This is a genomic window from Nocardia cyriacigeorgica GUH-2 (assembly GCF_000284035.1).
Lineage (GTDB): Bacteria > Actinomycetota > Actinomycetes > Mycobacteriales > Mycobacteriaceae > Nocardia > Nocardia cyriacigeorgica_B.
In genome coordinates this window covers 4,865,954-4,884,769 of sequence record NC_016887.1, presented here as the reverse complement: position 1 = coordinate 4,884,769, position 18,816 = coordinate 4,865,954, and the positions used below count along the sequence as shown (strand labels likewise).

Here is an 18,816-nt window from a genome sequence, read left to right as displayed (position 1 = left end):
CACTTCGTGCCATCGACCATAACGACACCCACCGACAGGAAATTTGTTCCCGCCTGCCTCGCCGCCAGCGAGCAGCCCAACCAGCTACGGCCGGCTCAGCAGCCGATCGCTAACTCACAGATCGCGGGAGCGCACCGACCACCAGCCCAGACCGCCGACGCCGATGGTCCACAGCAGCAGCACCACGATCGCTGCGGGTGTCGGTGCGAGGAGGTCGGCGCCGGCGAAGGACCCGACCATAAGAGTGCTCACCGTCGACGATCCGGGCAGCACGGTGGAGATGCCCGCGATGCCGAGTCCGGTGGTGACCAGCCAGATCAGCGGTTCGATGATCAGCAGCCAGCCGAGCACCAGGGCGACGCCGGCGCCGGGCGAGCGCAGCCACAGCCCCAGGCCCGCGCCGATCACCGACCAGCAGACCGCCGCGATCAGCCCGCCACCGAGGACGGCGAACAACTGCGCGGTGAGCTCGAACTTGCCGTTGCCGAACGCGAACAGGCACCCCAGCGCGACCAGTTCGACCGCCACCGCCAGCCCCAGTGCGACAGCGGCGGTGACCAGCAGTTTCGCGCCGACCAGCCGATCGCGGTCGAGCGTGAACATGGCGGTGATGGCCATGGTGTCGTGCCGGAATTCGCCGCCCGCGGCCGCCGCGCCGTATCCGCCGACCGCCAGCACCACCGCGATCAATGCCAGGTACAGCCCGATGGTGGCGGCGCCGGTGGCCGGTTCGCCGTCGGGATCGGCCGGGCCGGACAGGATCGCGGTGACCGAGCTGGTGACCACGGCAATGGCCACCACCATGGCCGCGAGCAGCCGCGGCCAGCGCAGCGTGGCCGTCTTGCGTAGCTCGGAGTTGATCGCCGGCAGCAGGTCCGCAGGCAAGACGTCGATCATCGTGGAATCCCGTACGGCATCGGAGACGGTTGCGGAGGTCGAGCGGGCTGCGGCGGGGCGGCGGTGCCGGAAACCACCGGGCGGTTGCGGGCCGCGGCGGTGAGCGAGGCGAGGACCCGGTCGGGATGAATGGGATCGGCGACGATGGAGTCGATGCGGACGCCGGCCGCACCGGCCACCGCCAGAATCCGGTCCTGGCTCGCTTCGGCGACGGCGAGCCTGCCGTCCTGCCGGATCACGGCGTCGGTGTAGCCGTCCACCGCCAGCGCCGTGGCCAGCGCGATCGCCGACGACGACGCCACCACCAGCCGGTCGGGGTTGTTGCGCCGCAGCCGTGCCGGGCTGCCCTGATACACCACCGAGCCCTCACTGAGCACGATCACGGAGTCGGTGAACGGCAGCACCGCGGCCAGGCTGCGCCCGGTGACCAGCGCGCTGCCGCCGCGGCCCGCGTAGCCGCGCAGGAAGTCGGTCAGCCAGGCGTGTTCGACGCTGTCGAGCTCGAGGGTCGGATCGTCGAGGACCAGTAGCTGCGGGTTCGGTAGCAGCGCGGTGGCCAGCGCGGCCCGCAGCTGTCGGCCGGGGCTGAGCCCGTCGGGTTTGGTGCGAGCGAAATCGGTGAGCCCGGTCAGTTCCAGTACCTCGCGCACGCGCCGGTCCGGCAGGCCCGCGGCGGCGGCGTAGATCCACAGGTGGTCGCGGATGGTGCGGCCGGGGTGCAGCCCGCGCGGATCGAGTACGCCGCCGATCCCCGGCGCGTATTCCGGCCGGGCGGTGACGTCGAATCCGCCGGCTTGCGCCGATCCGGCGGTCGGTTCGAGCAGTCCGAGCAGTACCCCGACGACGGTGGTCTTGCCTGCGCTCTCCGGGCCGACCAGCGCGGCGACGGTGCCGGGCGCGACGGTGAAGCTCACCTCGCGTACGGCCTCGGTGAAGTCGTAGCGCTTGGTCAGTCCGCGGACGGCGAAGGCCTGCGGTCGTGCGGCGCTCACCGGGAGGCGGCCGGGGGCGTCGGGTAGGCCGGGGCCACGGGCGAGGATTCCAGCGCGGTCAGCGGATCGGCATCGATGATCAGCGGCTGATCGGCCGGGAAGTGGGCAGGTGGCGGGCCGAAGGCCTTGCGCGCGTTGGTGATCGTGGCTTTGCCCAGGGCGCGGTTGCCTGCCCCGCCGATAACGGCGCCGATGCCCGCAGGCACCACCTTGCCGGCCATCAGCGCGGCGCGTTTGGTGATGAATCGGACGATGAACCGCTTCAACAGCGATTCGTTCATGCCGGCCAGGCCCGGAATCTTGGTCGCGAAGGCCGTGCCCCAGTGCTTGGCCGAATGGCCGATGCTCTTCTGCACGACCTCCATGCCGGTATCGCCCAGCACGACCGCGAGCACCAGGGCCCGGCGCTGCTCCTTGTCCTGCGGGCGCACCCCGTGGACCGAGGCGACCGCGAGGGTGAACACGGCGGAGGCTTCCATGAAGAAGGTGGTCTCGGCGCTGACCGCGGCCAGTGCGGCGACCGTGCCGACCCCGGGCACCGCGGCCGTGGCGCCGACCGCGCTACCGCTGCCGGTCACCGCGAGCAGATACTGCTTTTCCAGCCGCTCGATGATCTGCGCCGGGCTCTCGTCCGGATGCGCGCGCCGCAGCCGCGCGACGTACTTGGCGACCGCGGGGGCTTGCAGGCGGGATCCGGTGTCGAGTAGCTCGACCACCGCTTTCTCGAACGCCTTGGTGAACACGGCCTCATCCTCCTCTTCGGCCTCTGCTGCGCAACTGTAGGGCACCTGCGCCGTCAGCTCGTTCTGACAACGGATTACCCGCTGCAATAGGTTCCGACCCCGCGGCGTGCGAATCGGCACGGTGGGCCCGGTCACGGACCCAACGGTCGGGGAGAACGCGGCCCTATCGCGGCTCGCGCAGCGCCGGTACCCGTTCGCTCAGTGGGGGCGGGGGCGGCGGGGTGCCGTCGCCGAAGGGCCTGCCGCCCAGCGCTTCACGCCCGTGCGGGGTGAGCCAGTTCGACAGATCGGGGCCCTTGGGCACGATGCGGGTGGGGTTGATATCGGTATGCACCACGTAGTAGTGGGTCTTGATCTGCCCGAAGTCGACGGTGTCGCCGAATCCGGGGGTCTGGTAGAGGTCACGGGCGTAGGCCCACAGCACCGGCATCTCGGTGAGCTTGTTGCGGTTGCATTTGAAATGCCCGTGGTAGACGGCATCGAAGCGGACCAGCGTGGTGAACAGTCGCACGTCGGCCTCGGTGATGGTGTCGCCGACCAGGTAGCGCTGCCCGGCCAGCCGGTCGCTGAGCCAGTCCAGGGCGGTGAAGAGCCGGTCGTAGGCGGCGTCGTAGGCGTCCTGGGCGCCGGCGAAGCCGCAGCGGTAGACGCCGTTGTTGACCTCGGTGAACACCCGTTTGTTCACCTCGTCGATCTCCGCGCGCAGCTGCGGCGGATACAGCTGCGGTGCGCCGGGTCGGTGGAATTCGGTCCATTCGGTGGAGAGATCGAGGGTGATCTGGGCGTAGTCGTTGGTGACCACCTGGCCGGTCGGCACATCGACCATGGCGGGCACGGTGATGCCGCGCGGGTAATCGGGGAAGCGGGCCAGATAGGCGTCGCGCAGGCGGTGGATGCCGAGCACCGGGTCGACCTCACCGGGGTCAAGGTCGAAGGTCCAGCTCAGCTTGTCGTGGGTGGGCCCGCACAGGCCGAGTGAGATGACCTGTTCGAGCCCGAGCAGGCGGCGCACGATCAGGGTGCGGTTGGCCCAGGGGCAGGCGCGGGCGGCGACCAGCCGGTACCGGTCCGGCGTCACCGGATAGCCGTCGCGGCCGTCCGCGGTGATGCGGGTGGTGATGTAGTTGGTGTCGCGCTTGAACTCGCCCGGCTCGACGTAGCTGCCTGCCTCCGATTCCGCCTTGGTCACACCGACAGTCTCGCAGATACCGGCCGGGCCGATGGCTTTACTCTGGCCGAATGAGTGACACCAAACCCACCAGACTGGAACGCGAGATCGTCGGCGACGGCGCCGAGGTGGCGACGCTGACGCTGGCGAGTCCGCCGCTGAATCTGTTCGACCAGGCCATGTTCGACGCTCTCGTCGCCGATATCGCCGAGTTGACCGCGAACCCGCCGCGCGCGGTGTTGTTGCGGGCGGAAGGCAAGGTCGTCTCCGGTGGGGTCGACGTGCACACCTTCGAGGGGCTGACCGCCGAGCAGGGCGCCGAACTCTGGCGCGACCTGTTCGCCCGGATCTGCCATCCGCTCGAGGCGCTGCCGTGCCCGGTGGTGTTCGCCGCGCACGGGCTCACCCTCACCGCGGCCTTCGAGATCGCGCTGGCCTGCGATCTGATCCTGGCCGCGCCCAAGGCGAAGTTCGGCCTGGTGGAGATCGTGGTCGGGCTGACGCCGTCGATGGGCGGCCCGCAGCGGCTGGCCGAGCGCGCGGGTTCGGGCCGGGCCCGCGAGCTGGTGATGACCGGCGATCTGTACGACGCGGCGACCATGGCCGACTGGGGTGTGGTCAACGGCGTGCACGAGGATCTCGACGCCGCGGCGCAGGCGCTGGTGCACCGGCTGGCGCAGGGCCCGACCCGCGCGCACGCGGCGACCAAGAAGATCGTCGAGGCCTGGCGTTCGGGCGGCGTGGCGCATGCTGATTCGGTGACCCCCGAGGTGTCGGGCGAGCTGTTCGCGACCGAGGACCTGCGTGGCGCGGTGCGCAGCTTCCTGGAACTCGGGCCGGGTAAGGCGACCTACACCGGACGCTGATCCGCCACCTCCGGCGCGCGTGCGGATGACGACACGGAAACTTTCGCCGACTCCGACCGCGAATTTGTGATCTGCGTCATATAGTCACAGTGCCTGACGGTTCGAAGCACGCGGAGGTCCGATGAGAGACGGCACGACAAGGCTCATCGGGCCGGGCGTGAACGAGCGCGCCGAGTCCCCGGCCGGCCTGCTGGTCGAGTATCCGGCCGGGGAGCGGGCCGGCGATCCGCTGGCCCGCGGCGCCGACGGTGTGCTGCGCTACGGCAACCTCACCCCCGCGCTGACCGAACTGCTCGATCTCCAGGTGCATGCCTTCGCCACCCGCGAGGCCGTGGTCGAGGTCGGCGGACCCCGCCTGACCTACCGCGACCTGTGGCATTCGGCCTCGCGGATCGCCGGTGGACTCCAGGAGCACGGCATCGGCTACGGCGACCGGGTCGCGGTGCATCTGCCGGTCGGCGCGCGCTGGGTGCAGGCATTTCTCGGCGCGCTGCTCAGCGGCGCGGTGCCGGTGCTGGTGCACGACGGGCTACCGGCGGCGGTGGCGGAGCGGGTGATCGCCGACAGCGGCGCCGATTTCGTGCTCGGCGGCGGCGCCCGCGGCTGCGGTTCGACCAGGACGGGCAGCGTCGCCGATACCGAACTCCCTGACGGCGCGGCCTTCATCGACGACGGCGCCGCGCTCGATGATCTCGCGCTGCTCTGCTACACCAGCGGCACCGCTCCCGGCCCGGCACTGCCCAAGGGCGTCGAGCTCACCAACGAAAACCTGCTCTCGGCAATCCGTTCGGTGGTGGGCGCGCTCGATCTGCCCACCGACGGATTGCGCAATCTGGTGCTGCTGCCACTGGCCCACGCCAGCGGCTGCGTCGATCAGTTGCTGCCCACCTTTGCCGTCGGCGGCACGGTGGTGCTCGCTCCCGATACCGGCCGGCTCGCCGAAACCCTTGCCGCCGAACGCATCGACATGATCGCCGCGACCCCGCGCATCCTCGGCGCCCTGCTGCCCGAGCTGGCCGCCGAACGGGCCGACGGGCTGCGCACCGAGGGCGTCGCACGCATCAGCACCGCGGGCCATCGCGCCGAACGGGCGGCCTCCGGCGTCGACGCGACCGAGCTGCGCGCGATCTTTCCCGACGCGCGGCAGTGGGCGGTCTGGGGCGCCACCGAGACCAGCGGCATCGGGCTGGCGGTCGACGATTCGCTGGCCGATCCGGGCGGGACCGTGCTCGGATTGCCGTTCGGCGGAACCGAATTGGCGCTGTGGGGCCCGCGCGCCGGAGACGGGCACGGCGAACTGCTGTGCCGTGGCCCCAATGTCACCCGCCGATACTGGAACGACCCGAAGGCCACCGCCGACCGCTTCACCGGTAGCTGGTTCCACACCGGCGATCAGGTCACTATCGGCGCCGACGGCCTGGTCCGGCGCAGCGCGTAGCGGGGCCGGTCAGCCCACCAGGCGCTCGCGCAGCCGGTCGCGCAGGTCGGCGGTGAGCCCGATGACGTCCAGATACGCCTCGAGATCGCCGTGCAGCTCACGCAACGATTCCAGTCCGCTGCGCAGATACTCCTCCCGCACACCGAGCAGATCATCGGAGAAGACGTGGTCGGGGCCGAGGTTCTCGGTGAGCATGGCCCGCAGCACCGGGACCGCGGAGTTGCTGAGCAGGTAGTCGGTCAGCACCGCCTGCTCGTCGACGCCGACCGCGCGCAGCAGGGTGGCGACCGCCCAGCCGGTGCGGTCCTTGCCCGCCGCGCAGTGCACCAGGACGGCGCCGTCGCCGGCCACGATCGACTCGGCGATGGACCGGATTGCCGCGTGCGCTTCCGGCCGGGCCGGGAACATCCGGTAGACCTCGATCATGTGCGCCATGGCCGCGCCCGTGGCCGGGTCGTGCGGTGGCGCCTCGCCCATATCCGAGTCGAACGGGGTGACCGTGAGGTGGATGCCGTCGGGCAACTGGTCGGCGCCGTGTTTGGCGATCTCCGGCTGGCCGCGCAGGTCGTGCACCGCGCGTACGCCGAGTTCGCGCAGCACCGCGTGACCGGCCTCGTCCAGGCTGCTGAGCTGAGCCGATCGCAGCAGCACACCCGGCCGGACGGTGCCGCCGGTGGCGGTGGGCAGGCCGCCGACATCGCGGAAGTTGAAGGTGCCGGTGATGCGCAGGTGGCCGGCCAGGGGCGAGAGAGTCACTTGCCCAGGCTAACGGTCGGCGTGCGAGGCCGGCCAGATGTCCGTTTTGCGAGGTCGAGCTGTGTGATCGGCCACAGCGCGAAGGGTGCGGAGCCGATCGTGTCGTACGCTGATCGATGCTTTGTGCCGTACACGGGGAGGGGCGAGAGTGATGTTCGCAGAAGCGATTCCGGCGCGGTGCGGAAGAGTTCGACATCGTTCCGTTTAGGTAACAAAACAATCTTTAAGTCTGAATTTACCCATGGAACTAGTTCTTAAACCTTGAAAACCTTCTACCATTGATGAACGTTGCCTGGATGGGCTGCACTTTCCCGACAAGTGCCCGCCAGGTGGCAATCGCGGCCGACGAGGTGCGCGAGATCTGTTCGCCGAGGGAGTCGTCGTTGATCGCACGTGGAGAATTGGTGGAGGCCCGATTGCGGCCGACCGTCTGCGAGGCAGTCGAGAATGCGGCTGCTTCGCTCGATATGCACGGTGTGCGCGCACTGCGAGTGCTGCTGCACGCCGGTTTCAGCGCGTACTGGCCGTTGGTGAAGGCCACCCCCGTCAAGCAGTTGCAGGCCTACGAAGAGGCCCTGCAGCGGTTGCGTGAGCATTGGGACGGCGATGCCGAGCCGGCCGCCGCCGGCGCCGCGCTGTTCCGGGACATGGATGCCGAGGCCGCCGTCTTTCTGGAGATGTGCGCCCGGCGCGCGGGCGCGCAGTGGCTCGAGCCGGTGGAGGCCGTCGCGGCCTATGTGGTGTCGGTGCTCCAGGGCGCGGTGCTGCGCTGGCTGGCCGACCGTGACGACGAGACGATCCTGGTGGTGCTCGACGATCTGGTATCGAGCCTGGCCACCCGCGCCGCGGACGCGTAAATCGACCTCCGCGCAGTACTGGACGCCTGACCAGTTGCATGGTTGAGTGGGTGGGGTGACCGAAACGTCGCCGATCGCGGGGCTGCATGCGGCCACCGCCGACCTCGAGCCGCCCCTCGCCGCCCTCGACCTGACCGCCCTGCGGGCCAATGCCGCCGACCTGGTGCGCCGCGCCGCGGGCGTCCCCATCCGGGTGGCCAGCAAGTCCGTGCGCTGCCGCGCCGTCCTGGAAGAGGTGCTCGGCTCCGGGCTGACCGCCGACGGCGGATTCGCGGGCATCATGTCGTATTCGCTGGCCGAGGCCATCTGGCTGGTCCGGCTAGGCGCCCGCGACGTGCTGCTGGGCTACCCGGTGACCGACCGCGCCGCGCTGGCCGAACTCGGCGCCGATCCGGTGCTGCGCGATGCGATCACGCTGATGATCGATGACGCCGAGCAGCTCGAATTCATCCGCACAGCGATCGGCAGCGCAAACGTTCACCCCCGGATCTGCCTGGATGTCGATGCCTCGCTGCGGATCGGCCCGCTGCACCTCGGGGTGCGGCGCTCGCCGATCCGGACGCCCGAGCAGGCCGCCGTGCTGGCCGAGGCCGCGAAGCGGCGCGGCTTCGAGGTGGTCGGTGTGATGACCTACGAGGCGCAGATCGCGGGACTGCCGGACAGCAATATCGCGGTGCGACTGGTGAAGAAGGCCTCGGCCGCCGAGATCGGCCGGCGCCGCGGTGCGGTGGTCGAGGCGGTGCGGTCGGTGGCCGGGCAGCTCCAGATCGTCAACAGTGGTGGCACCGGATCGATCGAGGTCAGCACGGGCGACGCCGCCGTCACCGAGGTCACCGCCGGGTCCGGCCTCTACGCGCCGACCCTGTTCGACGACTATCGCGCGTTCACCGCCACGCCGTCACTGTTCTTCGCGTTGCCGGTGGTGCGCAAGCCGGCCGACCGGATCGCGACTCTTTTCGGTGGTGGCTATATCGCCTCGGGTCCGGCGGGCGCCTCGCGGGTGCCGAAGCCGGTGTGGCCCATCGGTTTACGCTTGATCGGCACCGAGGGTGCGGGCGAGGTGCAGACGCCGCTGACCGGCGCTGCCCAGCTGCGCATCGGCGACCGGGTCTGGATGCGGCACGCCAAAGCGGGTGAGCTGTGCGAGCGGTTCGACCGCGTGCACATGGTCGACGGTGACGGGAAGCGCACGTCGGTACCGACCTATCGCGGTGAAGGAAAATGCTTCGGCTGAGCGGGGCATACGCCGCCGGAAATGCGATACAGAATTACCGCCTGTAGTAGTAAGCAATTCGAACTAGTCGATAAGAAACCGACTGGTTTGAATAATTGATCGAGTATTGCCGCTATTTCGCCGATCGGTAGCCGAGCGGCGGTGCGGTAAACCCCGCGACGCTATACGGGTACTCCCAACCGGTATGCGAGCGGGCGAATTCCACCGTCCGGATCCTGCTCAGCCCAGCCGCAGAAAACGCGACAGCTCGGTCAATTCCGCGGCCGTGGCGGGCAGGTACTCGGTCAGCAGCGGCGAGCGGATGATGAGGGCCTTCCACAGCGCCCGACACAGCGCGCCCTGCACGAGCGCGCGGGAGATCAACGCCGACAAGCCGTATGGCGCGTCGGCCGGGCTCGACGTCGCCAGCGACACGATGACGACGGCCGCCTCCCGTCCGCGGAACAGCTCCGGCGTCCCGACCAGCACATCGTCGATCTTGGCGCGGGCCAGCAGCGTCGAGATCCGCGCGACCTGAGCGCGGTACGGGGTCACCACGAAGATGTCGTGCGGATGCAGCCGCCGCGTCGTCGCGCCGATCGTCCAGGTCAGGCCCAGCAGCGCCCGGACCCGGCGCACCACCTCGCGGGCCTCGGCCACCGATTCGGTCGAGTTGCCGTGATGGTCCACCAGGATGGTGTCGATTCCGGGTTCGGTGTCGCCGAGGCGCCGCGCCAGGGTGACGGTGTCGCTGGCGCGCAGCCGGCCGCCGTAGTAGAGCCGTGAAATCGGTTCGGCCACCTGCGGATGCATGCGCCAGGTGCGGTCCAGGAAGTAGCCGCGCTCGGGCGGCAGGATGTCGGCGCCGTCGGTGAGGCGGCCGAGGACGGATTCGCCGACCGGTTCCGGATGGGCGGCGCCGGTGCGCTCGTCGGGGGCGAACGGCACGCTCGGGGTAGCTGCCGGTGCGGGCACCGGATCGCCGATGACCAGCAGGTTGCGCGCGCTCACCGCGGCGGCGACCGCGTCGGCCAGCGGGAAACGTCCGGCGTCGGCGATCACCAGCAGATCCAAATCGTGATACGGCACCAGCGTGGGGTCGGCGAAATCGGCTGGCGCGCCGCCGATCACGCAGCCGTTGATCGCATTGTCCAGGAAACGCCGGTACCGTCCGGCGTCGATGACGGCCCATTCGGGCGCCGGGATCGTGACATCCTTCTTGGCCACCAACTCCGGCAGCACCCCGACCTCGACCACCGCATCCAGGAGGTTCTCCACGATCGCGGGCGTCGGCGCCACCACCCCGACCCGCCACCGATACCGGGTGACCATGCGCTCGATCACCCGGGCCGCGGTCACCGTCTTCCCGGTACCGGGCGGGCCCTGCACCGCCACATAGGAATCGTCGAGCGAGCGCACGGCCGCGGTGATGGCGGCGGCGTGATCGCCGTGCACCGGCGGAAGCGGGCCTTCGTCGTGCAGCCGGGGCGGGCGGCGGGCAAGGATGTCGAAGACCGGGCCCACCGGGATCTGCGGCAACGTGACCAGCAGTTGCTGGGCGTGGTGCTCGATCGCGGCGTCCACGTGGGCGTCGGCGGCGGGCAGGCCGGGCGCGATGGCGGCGGGCAGATCGTCGAACGGGGCGCAGCCGGTGGGCAGCCGCTCCTCGAGCCGGACGGTGTCGTCGAATTCGGCGTCCACCGAGCAGCCGAGCACCGTGGCGGTCGCCGTCGCGCGGTGCCCGGCGGCCGCGACCATGCCCTCGGCCACCGGACGGTCGTAGAAGGTGTAGACCGACGTGCCCGGCGCGAGCCCACTGCCCGCACCCATCCTCCCGGTCAGCGTGATGAAACGGCGCATCGCGTTGCCGCGCGGGCCGATATGCCATTTGGTGTCGACGGTGCCCCAATCGGCGATCAGCACACCCGGCGCCTCCGGCCACTCGTCCACCGGATGGCTGAGCCGATCGGCATGCGCCCACCACAGCGGCTGCCGCTCCCGGCGCCGATACCCCAGCGCAGCCGCCATCAGCGAAGCCACCTGACGCGCGGTGGATTCGGCGTCTGCCCGTTGCTCAGCCGAACCGGGCGCCGGTGCCTCGCTCTCGTCCGATCCGGGAAGCAGATCGGCCCCCGCATCCGACGCGGCGCCGGAGGAACCGGCCGCTGCCTCACCGCTGTTGGTGCCGACCGGCCCGGCTGCATACGGGTCGTGCCGTGTTCCCGGCGCGGCGTATGCCCGCGTGGGTGAGGTGGTTGACGCCGGCCCATGCTCGCCGGGGCCGGCCGGAACGGCAGGGGTAGCAACCGCGTTCGCGGTGGTGTGTGCGGCCTGCGGGACGCGCTCGGCGAATTCGGCGAGCGCGGCTTCCAGAGGGGTCGGCCGGCTGACCGGTTCCGGCGAGGCGCTCCGGTGGCGCTGGGCCGTGGGTGCGATGTGTTGCTCGGCGGCGCGGTCGAGCAGCCAGTCGCGCAGCCGCAGCACGGTGACGCAGTCGTGGCCGGAATCGGCGGGCAGCTGCGCGTCTGGCAGCAGCGCGCGCAGTCGGTCCGGGGCATAGGAGTCGACGCCGATCAGCAGTGCGCTGCGCACGATCGGATACAGGTCGACGAAGACGCCGCCGCGCAGCAGTTCGTCGATCAGGTCTTCGCTCGCACCGAAGCGGCCACCCGCGCACAGCAGCGCCGAGCGGACCGCCGAGGTGTAGTGGAAGACATGCAGCTCGGGATGGGCGCGGCGACGCTGTGCGATGCTGTCGAGCAGGTGGTTGAGCGCGGCGCGCTGCTGTGCGCGGGTCTCGGCGGAGCCACTGCCGAGTGCCGCCGGAATCAGCAGCGACAGCTGGACTCCGTCGGCGTCGGCCAGCTCGACGCGCAGGTGATCCACCGGGCCGCCGGTCCCTGCCGCATCCTCGCCGTCGGCTGCGGTGTCGATGGTGAGTGCGAGATCGCCGGGGGAGCGGAGCGGCAGTGCGCCGAGCGCGGTGGGATCGACGATGGTGTAGGCGGGGTGGCCGGAATCGTCGCGGCGCAGCTGGATCTCGGCTTGCCTGCGCAGCCGCAGCAGGGTGCGCGGTCCCACCTCGGGCAGGGATGGCAGCGGTCCGGTCGTGCTGGCCAGCCGGTCGATGGTGCCGATCCCGGCCTCGCGCAGCCGGGCCCGCGCGGTGCCGCTCATCCCCGCTACCAGCAGCAGATCGCGGGCGGCGGTGAGCGCGTCCACGCACACCGCGCAGTGTCCGCAGGCCAGGTAGCGCGGGTCGCCCCACTGCGCGGGCAGCAGTTCGCCCAATTGCTCGTCCACGATCTGGCGCACCCTGCGGCGGCGGGCACGATACACCGGAAGCAGTTCCGCCAGCGGCAGTGTCCGCACGCCGCGGTCGTCACGGAGTGCGATCAGCGGGTCGGCGGGCACGCCTGCGGCCTCCAGCTGCTCCGCAGCGGCGGCGAGCTCCAGCGCGGTCGTCATGGCATCCGCCTCGACAGCGACACCGACCAGCTGATACCGGACGCGGTGCGCGGCGCGGACGAGGAAATCGGCGCGGCAGGCGAACTCACCGTCGAAGAACACCGCACCCGCGATCACCGGCGCCCGTTCGCCCAGCGCGGCAAGGGTTTCGGCGTGTGCCTGCCGCAGCCGTGGAATCAGCTCGCCGGTGTCGGCATCGGAAAGATCGAGTGGTCCGGCCACGTCCGGCCCGGCGATCCGGACCGGGTGAACACCGCGCCGGGCGAACTCTGCCGCTAACGCGTCGACGTGATCTCGTTGCGCCACGTGTGGTTCGGGCTGCCCGTTGCGGCCCTCGTCAGCGCCGCGATCGCCGTCGATATCGGTGTCGAGGGCGTGCAGCATCGCGAATTCGCACCGCGCGGCGCGGGCGAGGTCGACGGCGGTGCTGACGACGCGATCACCGAACACGAACAAACGCGGCCCTCCTGTGCCCGGACTCCGGCACCGGTCAGCGCATCTTTGCGCACCGGACGGCAACACCTTAGCCAGCCGGTGCGCACCGCGCCGCAGCCTGCCCGGTCCGGCGTGGCGTCAGGACCGGGGCTTGCGGCGCTCGAATCGCTTACCGGCGTCGCGGTCGCGGCGCGGGCCGCGAGCGAACGAGCGCTGTCCGGGCGGGCCCTGATCGAGCTGCAACTGGATCAGCACACCGCTGATCCTGGTGCGCCGCAACGCTTCCAGCGTTTCCTGCGGCAGGTTCGCGGGCAGTTCGACCAGGCTGTGGTCGGGCCGGATGCTGATATGACCGAAGTCGCTGCGCCGCAGCCCGCCCTCGTTGGCGATCGCGCCGACGATCGCGCCCGGCACCACCCGATGCCGTTTGCCGACGCTGATCCGGTAAGTGGCCAGCTCCGCGCCGGTGGCCCGATGGCGGGACGGGCCACCGGAACGTTCCTCGTCGAAGCGGCGCGGCGCGCGCTCGCGGTGCGGGCGCTCGACCGGCTCCGGTTCGGGCTCCATGAAGAAGTTGTCGCCGTCGTGCGAGCCGACGGCCAGCGCGGCCGCGATATCGACCAAGGCGATGTTGTGCTCGCGCTCGTACTCCTCGATCAGCTTGCGGAACAGCGCGAGGTTGGCGGAGTTGAGGTTTTCGGTGATGGCGTCGCCGAACTTCGACACCCGCTGGGCGTTGACGTCGTCGACGCTGGGCAGCTGCATCTCGGTGAGCGGATGCCGGGTGGCGCGTTCGATGGCCTTGAGCAGATGCCGTTCGCGCGGGGCGACGAACAGCAGCGCCTCACCGGAGCGGCCGGCGCGGCCGGTGCGGCCGATGCGGTGCACGTAGGACTCGGTGTCGTGCGGGATGTCGTAGTTGACCACGTGCGAGATGCGGTCGACGTCGAGGCCGCGGGCGGCGACGTCGGTGGCCACCAGGATGTCCAGCGTGCCCGCCTTGAGCTGGCCGATGGTGCGCTCACGCTGGGCCTGGGCGATATCACCGTTGATGGCGGCGGCGGAGAAACCGCGGGCGCGCAGCTTCTCGGCCAGCTCCTCGGTGGCCTGCTTGGTGCGCACGAAGATGATCATCGCCTCGAAGGATTCGACCTCGAGGATGCGGGTCAGCGCGTCGAGTTTGCGCTGGTGCGACACCTGCACCCAGCGCTGGGTGATGTTGGTGTTGGTGGAGGTCTTGGCCTTGACGGTGATCTCGACCGGATCGTGCAGATACTGCTTGGAGATCTTGCGGATGGCCGCGGGCATGGTGGCCGAGAACAGCGCCACCTGCTTGTCGGCGGGGGTGTCGGCGAGGATGCGCTCGACGTCCTCCTGGAAGCCCATCTTGAGCATCTCGTCGGCCTCGTCGAGCACCAGGTATTGCAGCTGCGACAGGTCGAGGGTGCCCTTTTCCAGATGGTCGATCACGCGCCCGGGCGTGCCGACCACCACATGCGCGCCGCGCCGCAGACCCGACAGTTGCACGCCGTAGCTCTGTCCGCCGTAGATCGGCAGCACATGCAGCCCGGGGATGTGTGTGGCGTAGCGGCCGAAGGCCTCGGCTACCTGGATGGCCAGCTCCCGGGTCGGGGCGAGCACCAGCGCGCGCGGCGCCTTACCGGTGGGCTCGAGCCCCATCAGGATCGGGATGGCGAAGGCGGCGGTCTTGCCGGTGCCGGTCTGCGCCAGGCCGACGACGTCGGCGCCGGCGAGCAGCGGCGGGATCGTCGCCGCCTGGATCGGCGACGGCGATTCGTAGCCGACATCGGCGATGGCCCGCAGGATGCGGTCATCGATGCCGAGATCGGCGAAGGTGGGGTCGACAGGGCTGGTATCGCCGCCCGCGGCGGCGGATTCGTCGTCGCTTGGCATGCTGTCGACCTGATTTGTGCTCATTGAGCAGCAGTTTACTGCGTCGCGGTGGCTGTCCCGGCCACCGGGCCAATACGGTGAGACCTATGCAACCGCAGAACACGGCCGCGACCGCGGCCTCCGGGTACGGGCGTGTCGAGGTGGCGGTGGTCCAGTTCGCGCCGTCGACCGAGCCGTCGCAGAACCTGCATCAGCTGCGCGCGCATGTGCGCGAAGCCGCCGAGGCCGGGGCGCAGGTGGTGGTGGCGCCGGAGTATTCGATGTTCGCCGTCAGCAGGCTCGATCATCGGGTGGTTGCCGTCGCCGAGCCGCTGACCGGGCCGTTCGTCACCGAACTCGCCGCGATCGCCGCCGACTACCGGGTGCATCTGGTGGCCGGTGTGGTCGAGACGACGGCGCCGGGCGAGGACCGCATCCACAACACTCTCGTGGCCCTGAGCCCGGACGGAACGCTGCTCACCCGGTACCGCAAGGTTCACCTCTACGACGCCTTCGGCCATCGCGAATCGGAGGTCGTGCGGGCCGGGACCGTGGCCGATCCGGCGGTCTTCACCGTGGGCGAGCTCACCTTCGGCATGCAGACCTGTTTCGATCTGCGCTTCCCCGAGGGCTGCCGCCGGGTGGCCGCGGCCGGGGCCCAGGTGCTGCTGTTGCCCGCCCAGTGGATCCCGGGGCCGGGCAAGGTCGAGCAGTGGACGACGTTGCTGCGCGCCCGCGCGATCGAGAACACTGTTTATGTGGCGGCCGCCGACCAGAGCGCCCACCGGGGCGCGGGGGCGTCGATGATCGTGGACCCGGCCGGCGTCGTCCTCGCCGAACTCGGTGACGAACCGGGCGTGCTGGTAGCGACGGCCGATCTCGCCAGGCTGACCGAGGTGCGGCTGGCCAACCCCAGCCTGGACCTGCGGCGATTCGAGGTGGTCGAGCGCGCGGCGGAGTAGCGTTCGAAGTAATGGTGTACAGCGATCGTGACGCCGCCGGTCGCGCGCTGGGTAAGAGATTGTCCTACCTGCACGCGTCGAATCCGCTGGTGCTCGGTCTGCCGCGCGGTGGCGTCCCGGTCGCGGCCGCGGTGCGTGCGGTGATCGGCGGCGATCTCGACATCCTGCTGGTGCGCAAGCTCGGGGTGCCGTGGCAGCCGGAGCTCGCGGTCGGTGCGATCGGCGAGGACGGCGCCCGGGTGGTCAATTCCGATGTGCTGGCCCACACCGGGCTCGCCCGCGAGCGGATCGACGAGATCGAGGCAGTCGAACGAGCCGAGCTGGAACGGCGCCGGACGATCTGGCGCGGCGACCGCGAACCCATTCCGCTGGGCGGGCGCACCGTCGTCCTCGTCGACGACGGCATGGCCACCGGAGCCAGCATGCTGGTCGCCTGCCGGGTGGCGCGCTTGCGGATGCCGCAGCAGATCGTGGTCGGCGTGCCGGTGGCCTCGGCCGAAGCCATGGACCGGGTGGCCTTCGAAGCCGACGACGTGGTCTGTCCGCTGGTCCCGCCCAGCCTCGGCGGCGTCGGCAACGCCTACCGCGATTTCCACCAGCTCGCCGACCACGAGGTCACCGAGCTGCTGCGCGCCGACGTCTGAGCGACGAATCCGGCCGCTACCGCTTTACCACTGGTCGGCGAGTGCGGTGCGACGCTGGGCGGCGGTGACCATCGGGCGCAGGTGGCCGGTGAACTGTTCGGCGTCGACCGCGACGAGGTCGACGCTGTTGCCGGTGCGGACCAGGTAGCGCCCGTCCTCGGCGACGTCCACCCAGCACAGCACACCGAACGGGTCGAGTTCCTCATCGCGGCGCACCGACACGACGATCTGGCCGATGCCATCGCGGCGCTGCCGCAGCAGTTTGCGAATGCGGGTCGGTTCGGTGGGTCCGGCGACGGGCATCGTCACCAGGTTGCGGCTGTCTTCGATCACTCGCGACAGCGGCGCGTTGAGGCGCGGGCCGGTGCCCGCGGGGCAGCCGGGCAGCATCGACACCACCCGTCCCGGCAGCGATTTGGCGCCACCGGCGATCACCGTCAGTTCGGCACCGCGATCACGTTCGGAGCCGGGCCGCTGCGACGCCACCACCGCGACATTGCCGCTGGCCGCGCCGAGCACCCGGACCGGTTTGGTCACTCCGTCCTCGCCGGTGCGTTCCCCGAATACCTCGACGCAGACGTCGGGGCGGGCCAGCACGCGCAGCGCGGCTTCCAGGTCGGCGTCGAGGGTGCGCTCACACCAGTCGGTCAGGGCGGGCATTTGCGCGGCGCGTTCGGCGGTGTCGCGAGCCGACAGCCGCACGGCCAGCGGGTAGGGGATGCGGTCGCCGTCGGTCCGGGACCAGGCCATGGCGAACTGGTCCGGGGTCATGCTCCAGTTCACTCGTGCTCGGTCCACTCACCCAGGACCGGCGGCGTGGTGGGGTCGAGCGAGCCGATCAGCTCACCGCCCTCACCACCCGGTTCGAGGAAGGTCAGTTCGTCGTCGACGTAGTGCAGGTCGTCGTCTTCGTCGTCGAACTCGTCGGTCTTGGCCGGTGCCGGTTTCGCAGCGACGGGGGCAGGCCCGGAGCGGGTGGTGTCGGCGGCGGCCAGTGCGCCGCCCATGAGTCCGCCCATCGCGCCCGCGCTCATTCCGGTGATCGCATCGCCGCTCGATCCGTGCGAATCCTGGCGCTTGTCTTCACGTTTGCGCTGGTCGTCGGGGCTGGTGTTGGCGGTGGCGGTGGGGCCGCCTGCGATCGAGGCGGGAGCGGTGACGGGCGTTGCGGGCGCGGTAGCGGGCATCGCCGCCGGGCGGTCGACGGGCGCTGCCGGGACGGCGGCGGCGGCGGGTGCGGTGGCTGCGGCCGGGGTGGTGGATGCCGGTGCCTGCGGTGCGGTTTCCGGGGCTACCGGGACGACCGGTGCGGCGGCCGCGGGAATCGTCACCGGGGCGGGCGCATCGGGTTCGGCGGCTTCCTCCGTCGTGGCCACGGGCTGCGCGGGAGCTTCGGGCTGGGGTCCACCGGCGACGACGCCACTCACCCCGGACGGCTGACCCACCGGCCTGCCGTCGCCGGTATCCGGAACCACGATCGACACCGGGCCCGGCCGCGCTCCCTCCGGAGCGGCCTCCACCGACGCACCCGTCACCGCGTCCGGGAAGGCCGGAATTCCGGTGCCAGTGGGGATGAACGCGCTGGTGTAGATGCTCTCCATCACCCGGACCACGTCCTGGCGCGAGCCCTCCACGGATTTGGCCACGGCCACGTTCTCGCTGGCGCGCGCGGGATCCAACAGCGCTGCCGCCAGATCGGGCTCGGCGTCCGAGGGCCCCGGCACCGCGGCACGCAACGCCTCGGCGGCATCGCCTGCCTGCCCGAGCCGCTGCCCGACGATCGTCATCACATCGGCGAGCTGCCTGCCCAGCTGCTCGAAATCGCGCACCGCCGCCGCGGCCTGCTGCGCGGCCCCGCCCCGCCAGCCGTCGGCGATGGCCGAGCGAATCTCGGTGTGCGCCTGGTCGATCGCGTCGGTGAGGCCGGTGGCGGTGTTCTGCCAGGTCTGCTGTCCGGCCAGCAGCGTGGCGGGTGCCAGTTGCTGCACGGCGGCGTGGATCTGCTGGTGGGAGAGGTTGTCGAAGATCTCGACCGTCGAGGCGTAGTCGGGGTCGACGCGCTGGTGGGCACCGCGTTCGGCGGAGCGTGGCATATCACGCATCGGCGGCCACCTTCCTGGTGGCGGCGGCGACGGCGTCGTCGGTATCGCGGTAGGCCGCGGCGGCGGCGCGGAAGGTGTGCGCCAGGCTGCGCGCGGCGGCGGCGTAATCGCGCAACTGCGCGATGGCATCGGTGGCCTTGCCCTCGAAACCGCGGCGCAGGGCGTCACCGGAGGCGAAGCCGCCGAAACCCGGCAGGGTGGTGGCCGCGGCGAGCTGCTGGATCTGGATGTCGACCTGATCGGCGAGCTGTTCGTAGCGCAGGGCGCACTGTTCGGGCGCCCCCTCGGCCACCAGGACTCCGTCGATCCACAGATCGCCATTGTCGACCGCGGTACCGAGTGCGGCGATATCGTTGCGCTGCACCTCGTCCCCCTTCTTCCC

At 70.7% G+C, this 18,816-nt stretch carries 16 protein-coding genes; 6 read left to right on the top strand and 10 right to left on the bottom strand.

The window, feature by feature from the left end; genetic code table 11:
- Positions 1 to 114: 114 nt before the first annotated feature.
- From NOCYR_RS22140 to NOCYR_RS22125, 4 genes are all read right to left on the bottom strand, one after another.
- Positions 115 to 897 carry an ABC transporter permease gene (locus NOCYR_RS22140; protein WP_014352642.1) on the bottom strand — a complete coding sequence of 261 codons (783 nt, stop codon included), beginning with the start codon at positions 895 to 897 and terminating at the stop codon, positions 115 to 117.
- A complete protein-coding gene (locus NOCYR_RS22135; protein WP_014352641.1) occupies positions 894 to 1,889 on the bottom strand; it encodes an ATP-binding cassette domain-containing protein in 996 nt (331 codons plus the stop codon). Before NOCYR_RS22135 ends, NOCYR_RS22140 begins: the two co-directional genes overlap by 4 nt.
- Positions 1,886 to 2,632, bottom strand: coding sequence for a hypothetical protein (locus NOCYR_RS22130; RefSeq protein WP_014352640.1), 747 nt, complete (start codon positions 2,630 to 2,632; stop codon positions 1,886 to 1,888). Before NOCYR_RS22130 ends, NOCYR_RS22135 begins: the two co-directional genes overlap by 4 nt.
- A gap of 163 nt (positions 2,633 to 2,795) precedes the next feature.
- On the bottom strand, positions 2,796 to 3,821 hold the full coding sequence (locus NOCYR_RS22125; RefSeq protein WP_014352639.1) for a glutathione S-transferase family protein: 1,026 nt from the start codon (positions 3,819 to 3,821) through the stop codon (positions 2,796 to 2,798).
- A 50-nt stretch (positions 3,822 to 3,871) separates the two neighbouring features.
- Here NOCYR_RS22125 and NOCYR_RS22120 point away from each other — a divergent pair, with 50 nt between their 5' ends.
- Entirely contained in the window at positions 3,872 to 4,666 is a 795-nt protein-coding gene (locus NOCYR_RS22120) for an enoyl-CoA hydratase/isomerase family protein (protein WP_014352638.1), read from the top strand.
- A gap of 121 nt (positions 4,667 to 4,787) precedes the next feature.
- Entirely contained in the window at positions 4,788 to 6,104 is a 1,317-nt protein-coding gene (locus tag NOCYR_RS22115) for a class I adenylate-forming enzyme family protein (RefSeq protein ID WP_081505480.1), read from the top strand.
- A 9-nt stretch (positions 6,105 to 6,113) separates the two neighbouring features.
- Here the strand turns inward: NOCYR_RS22115 and NOCYR_RS22110 are convergent, their stop codons facing one another.
- Entirely contained in the window at positions 6,114 to 6,860 is a 747-nt protein-coding gene (locus NOCYR_RS22110; RefSeq protein ID WP_014352636.1) for a tyrosine-protein phosphatase, read from the bottom strand.
- A gap of 383 nt (positions 6,861 to 7,243) precedes the next feature.
- Between NOCYR_RS22110 and NOCYR_RS22105 the strand changes: the two genes are divergently transcribed.
- Together NOCYR_RS22105 and NOCYR_RS22100 are read left to right on the top strand one after the other, a co-directional pair.
- Positions 7,244 to 7,717: a TetR family transcriptional regulator gene (locus NOCYR_RS22105; RefSeq protein ID WP_148280721.1), complete on the top strand. Its 474-nt coding sequence runs from the start codon at positions 7,244 to 7,246 to the stop codon at positions 7,715 to 7,717.
- A gap of 46 nt (positions 7,718 to 7,763) precedes the next feature.
- Complete coding sequence (locus NOCYR_RS22100; RefSeq protein ID WP_014352634.1) at positions 7,764 to 8,951, top strand: amino acid deaminase/aldolase; 1,188 nt, start codon at positions 7,764 to 7,766, stop codon at positions 8,949 to 8,951.
- Positions 8,952 to 9,170: 219 nt separating this feature from the next.
- Here NOCYR_RS22100 and NOCYR_RS22095 read toward each other — a convergent pair whose 3' ends face one another.
- The gene (locus tag NOCYR_RS22095) at positions 9,171 to 12,848 is read right to left on the bottom strand and encodes an AAA domain-containing protein (protein ID WP_231856135.1); all 3,678 of its coding nucleotides are present in this window, start codon (positions 12,846 to 12,848) and stop codon (positions 9,171 to 9,173) included.
- A 123-nt stretch (positions 12,849 to 12,971) separates the two neighbouring features.
- Positions 12,972 to 14,771, bottom strand: a complete 1,800-nt coding sequence (locus tag NOCYR_RS22090) for a DEAD/DEAH box helicase (protein WP_370010365.1) — start codon at positions 14,769 to 14,771, stop codon at positions 12,972 to 12,974.
- A 62-nt stretch (positions 14,772 to 14,833) separates the two neighbouring features.
- On the opposite strand from NOCYR_RS22090, the gene NOCYR_RS22085 reads away from it, so the two are divergent.
- A complete protein-coding gene (locus NOCYR_RS22085) occupies positions 14,834 to 15,688 on the top strand; it encodes a carbon-nitrogen hydrolase family protein (RefSeq protein ID WP_014352631.1) in 855 nt (284 codons plus the stop codon).
- An 11-nt stretch (positions 15,689 to 15,699) separates the two neighbouring features.
- A complete protein-coding gene (locus NOCYR_RS22080) occupies positions 15,700 to 16,332 on the top strand; it encodes a phosphoribosyltransferase (RefSeq protein ID WP_014352630.1) in 633 nt (210 codons plus the stop codon).
- 24 nt (positions 16,333 to 16,356) lie between these two features.
- Here NOCYR_RS22080 and NOCYR_RS22075 read toward each other — a convergent pair whose 3' ends face one another.
- Genes NOCYR_RS22075 through NOCYR_RS22065 form a run of 3 tightly spaced genes read right to left on the bottom strand, consistent with a single transcriptional unit; the run spans position 16,357 to position 18,798 of the window.
- Entirely contained in the window at positions 16,357 to 17,103 is a 747-nt protein-coding gene (locus tag NOCYR_RS22075; protein WP_014352629.1) for an ESX secretion-associated protein EspG, read from the bottom strand.
- 8 nt (positions 17,104 to 17,111) lie between these two features.
- The gene (locus NOCYR_RS22070) at positions 17,112 to 18,434 is read right to left on the bottom strand and encodes a PPE domain-containing protein (protein ID WP_148280719.1); all 1,323 of its coding nucleotides are present in this window, start codon (positions 18,432 to 18,434) and stop codon (positions 17,112 to 17,114) included.
- Positions 18,427 to 18,798 (bottom strand): hypothetical protein, encoded by a 372-nt coding sequence (locus tag NOCYR_RS22065; RefSeq protein WP_014352627.1) that lies wholly within the window; start codon positions 18,796 to 18,798, stop codon positions 18,427 to 18,429. The genes NOCYR_RS22070 and NOCYR_RS22065 overlap by 8 nt, the downstream gene beginning before the upstream one ends.
- Positions 18,799 to 18,816 lie beyond the last annotated feature (18 nt).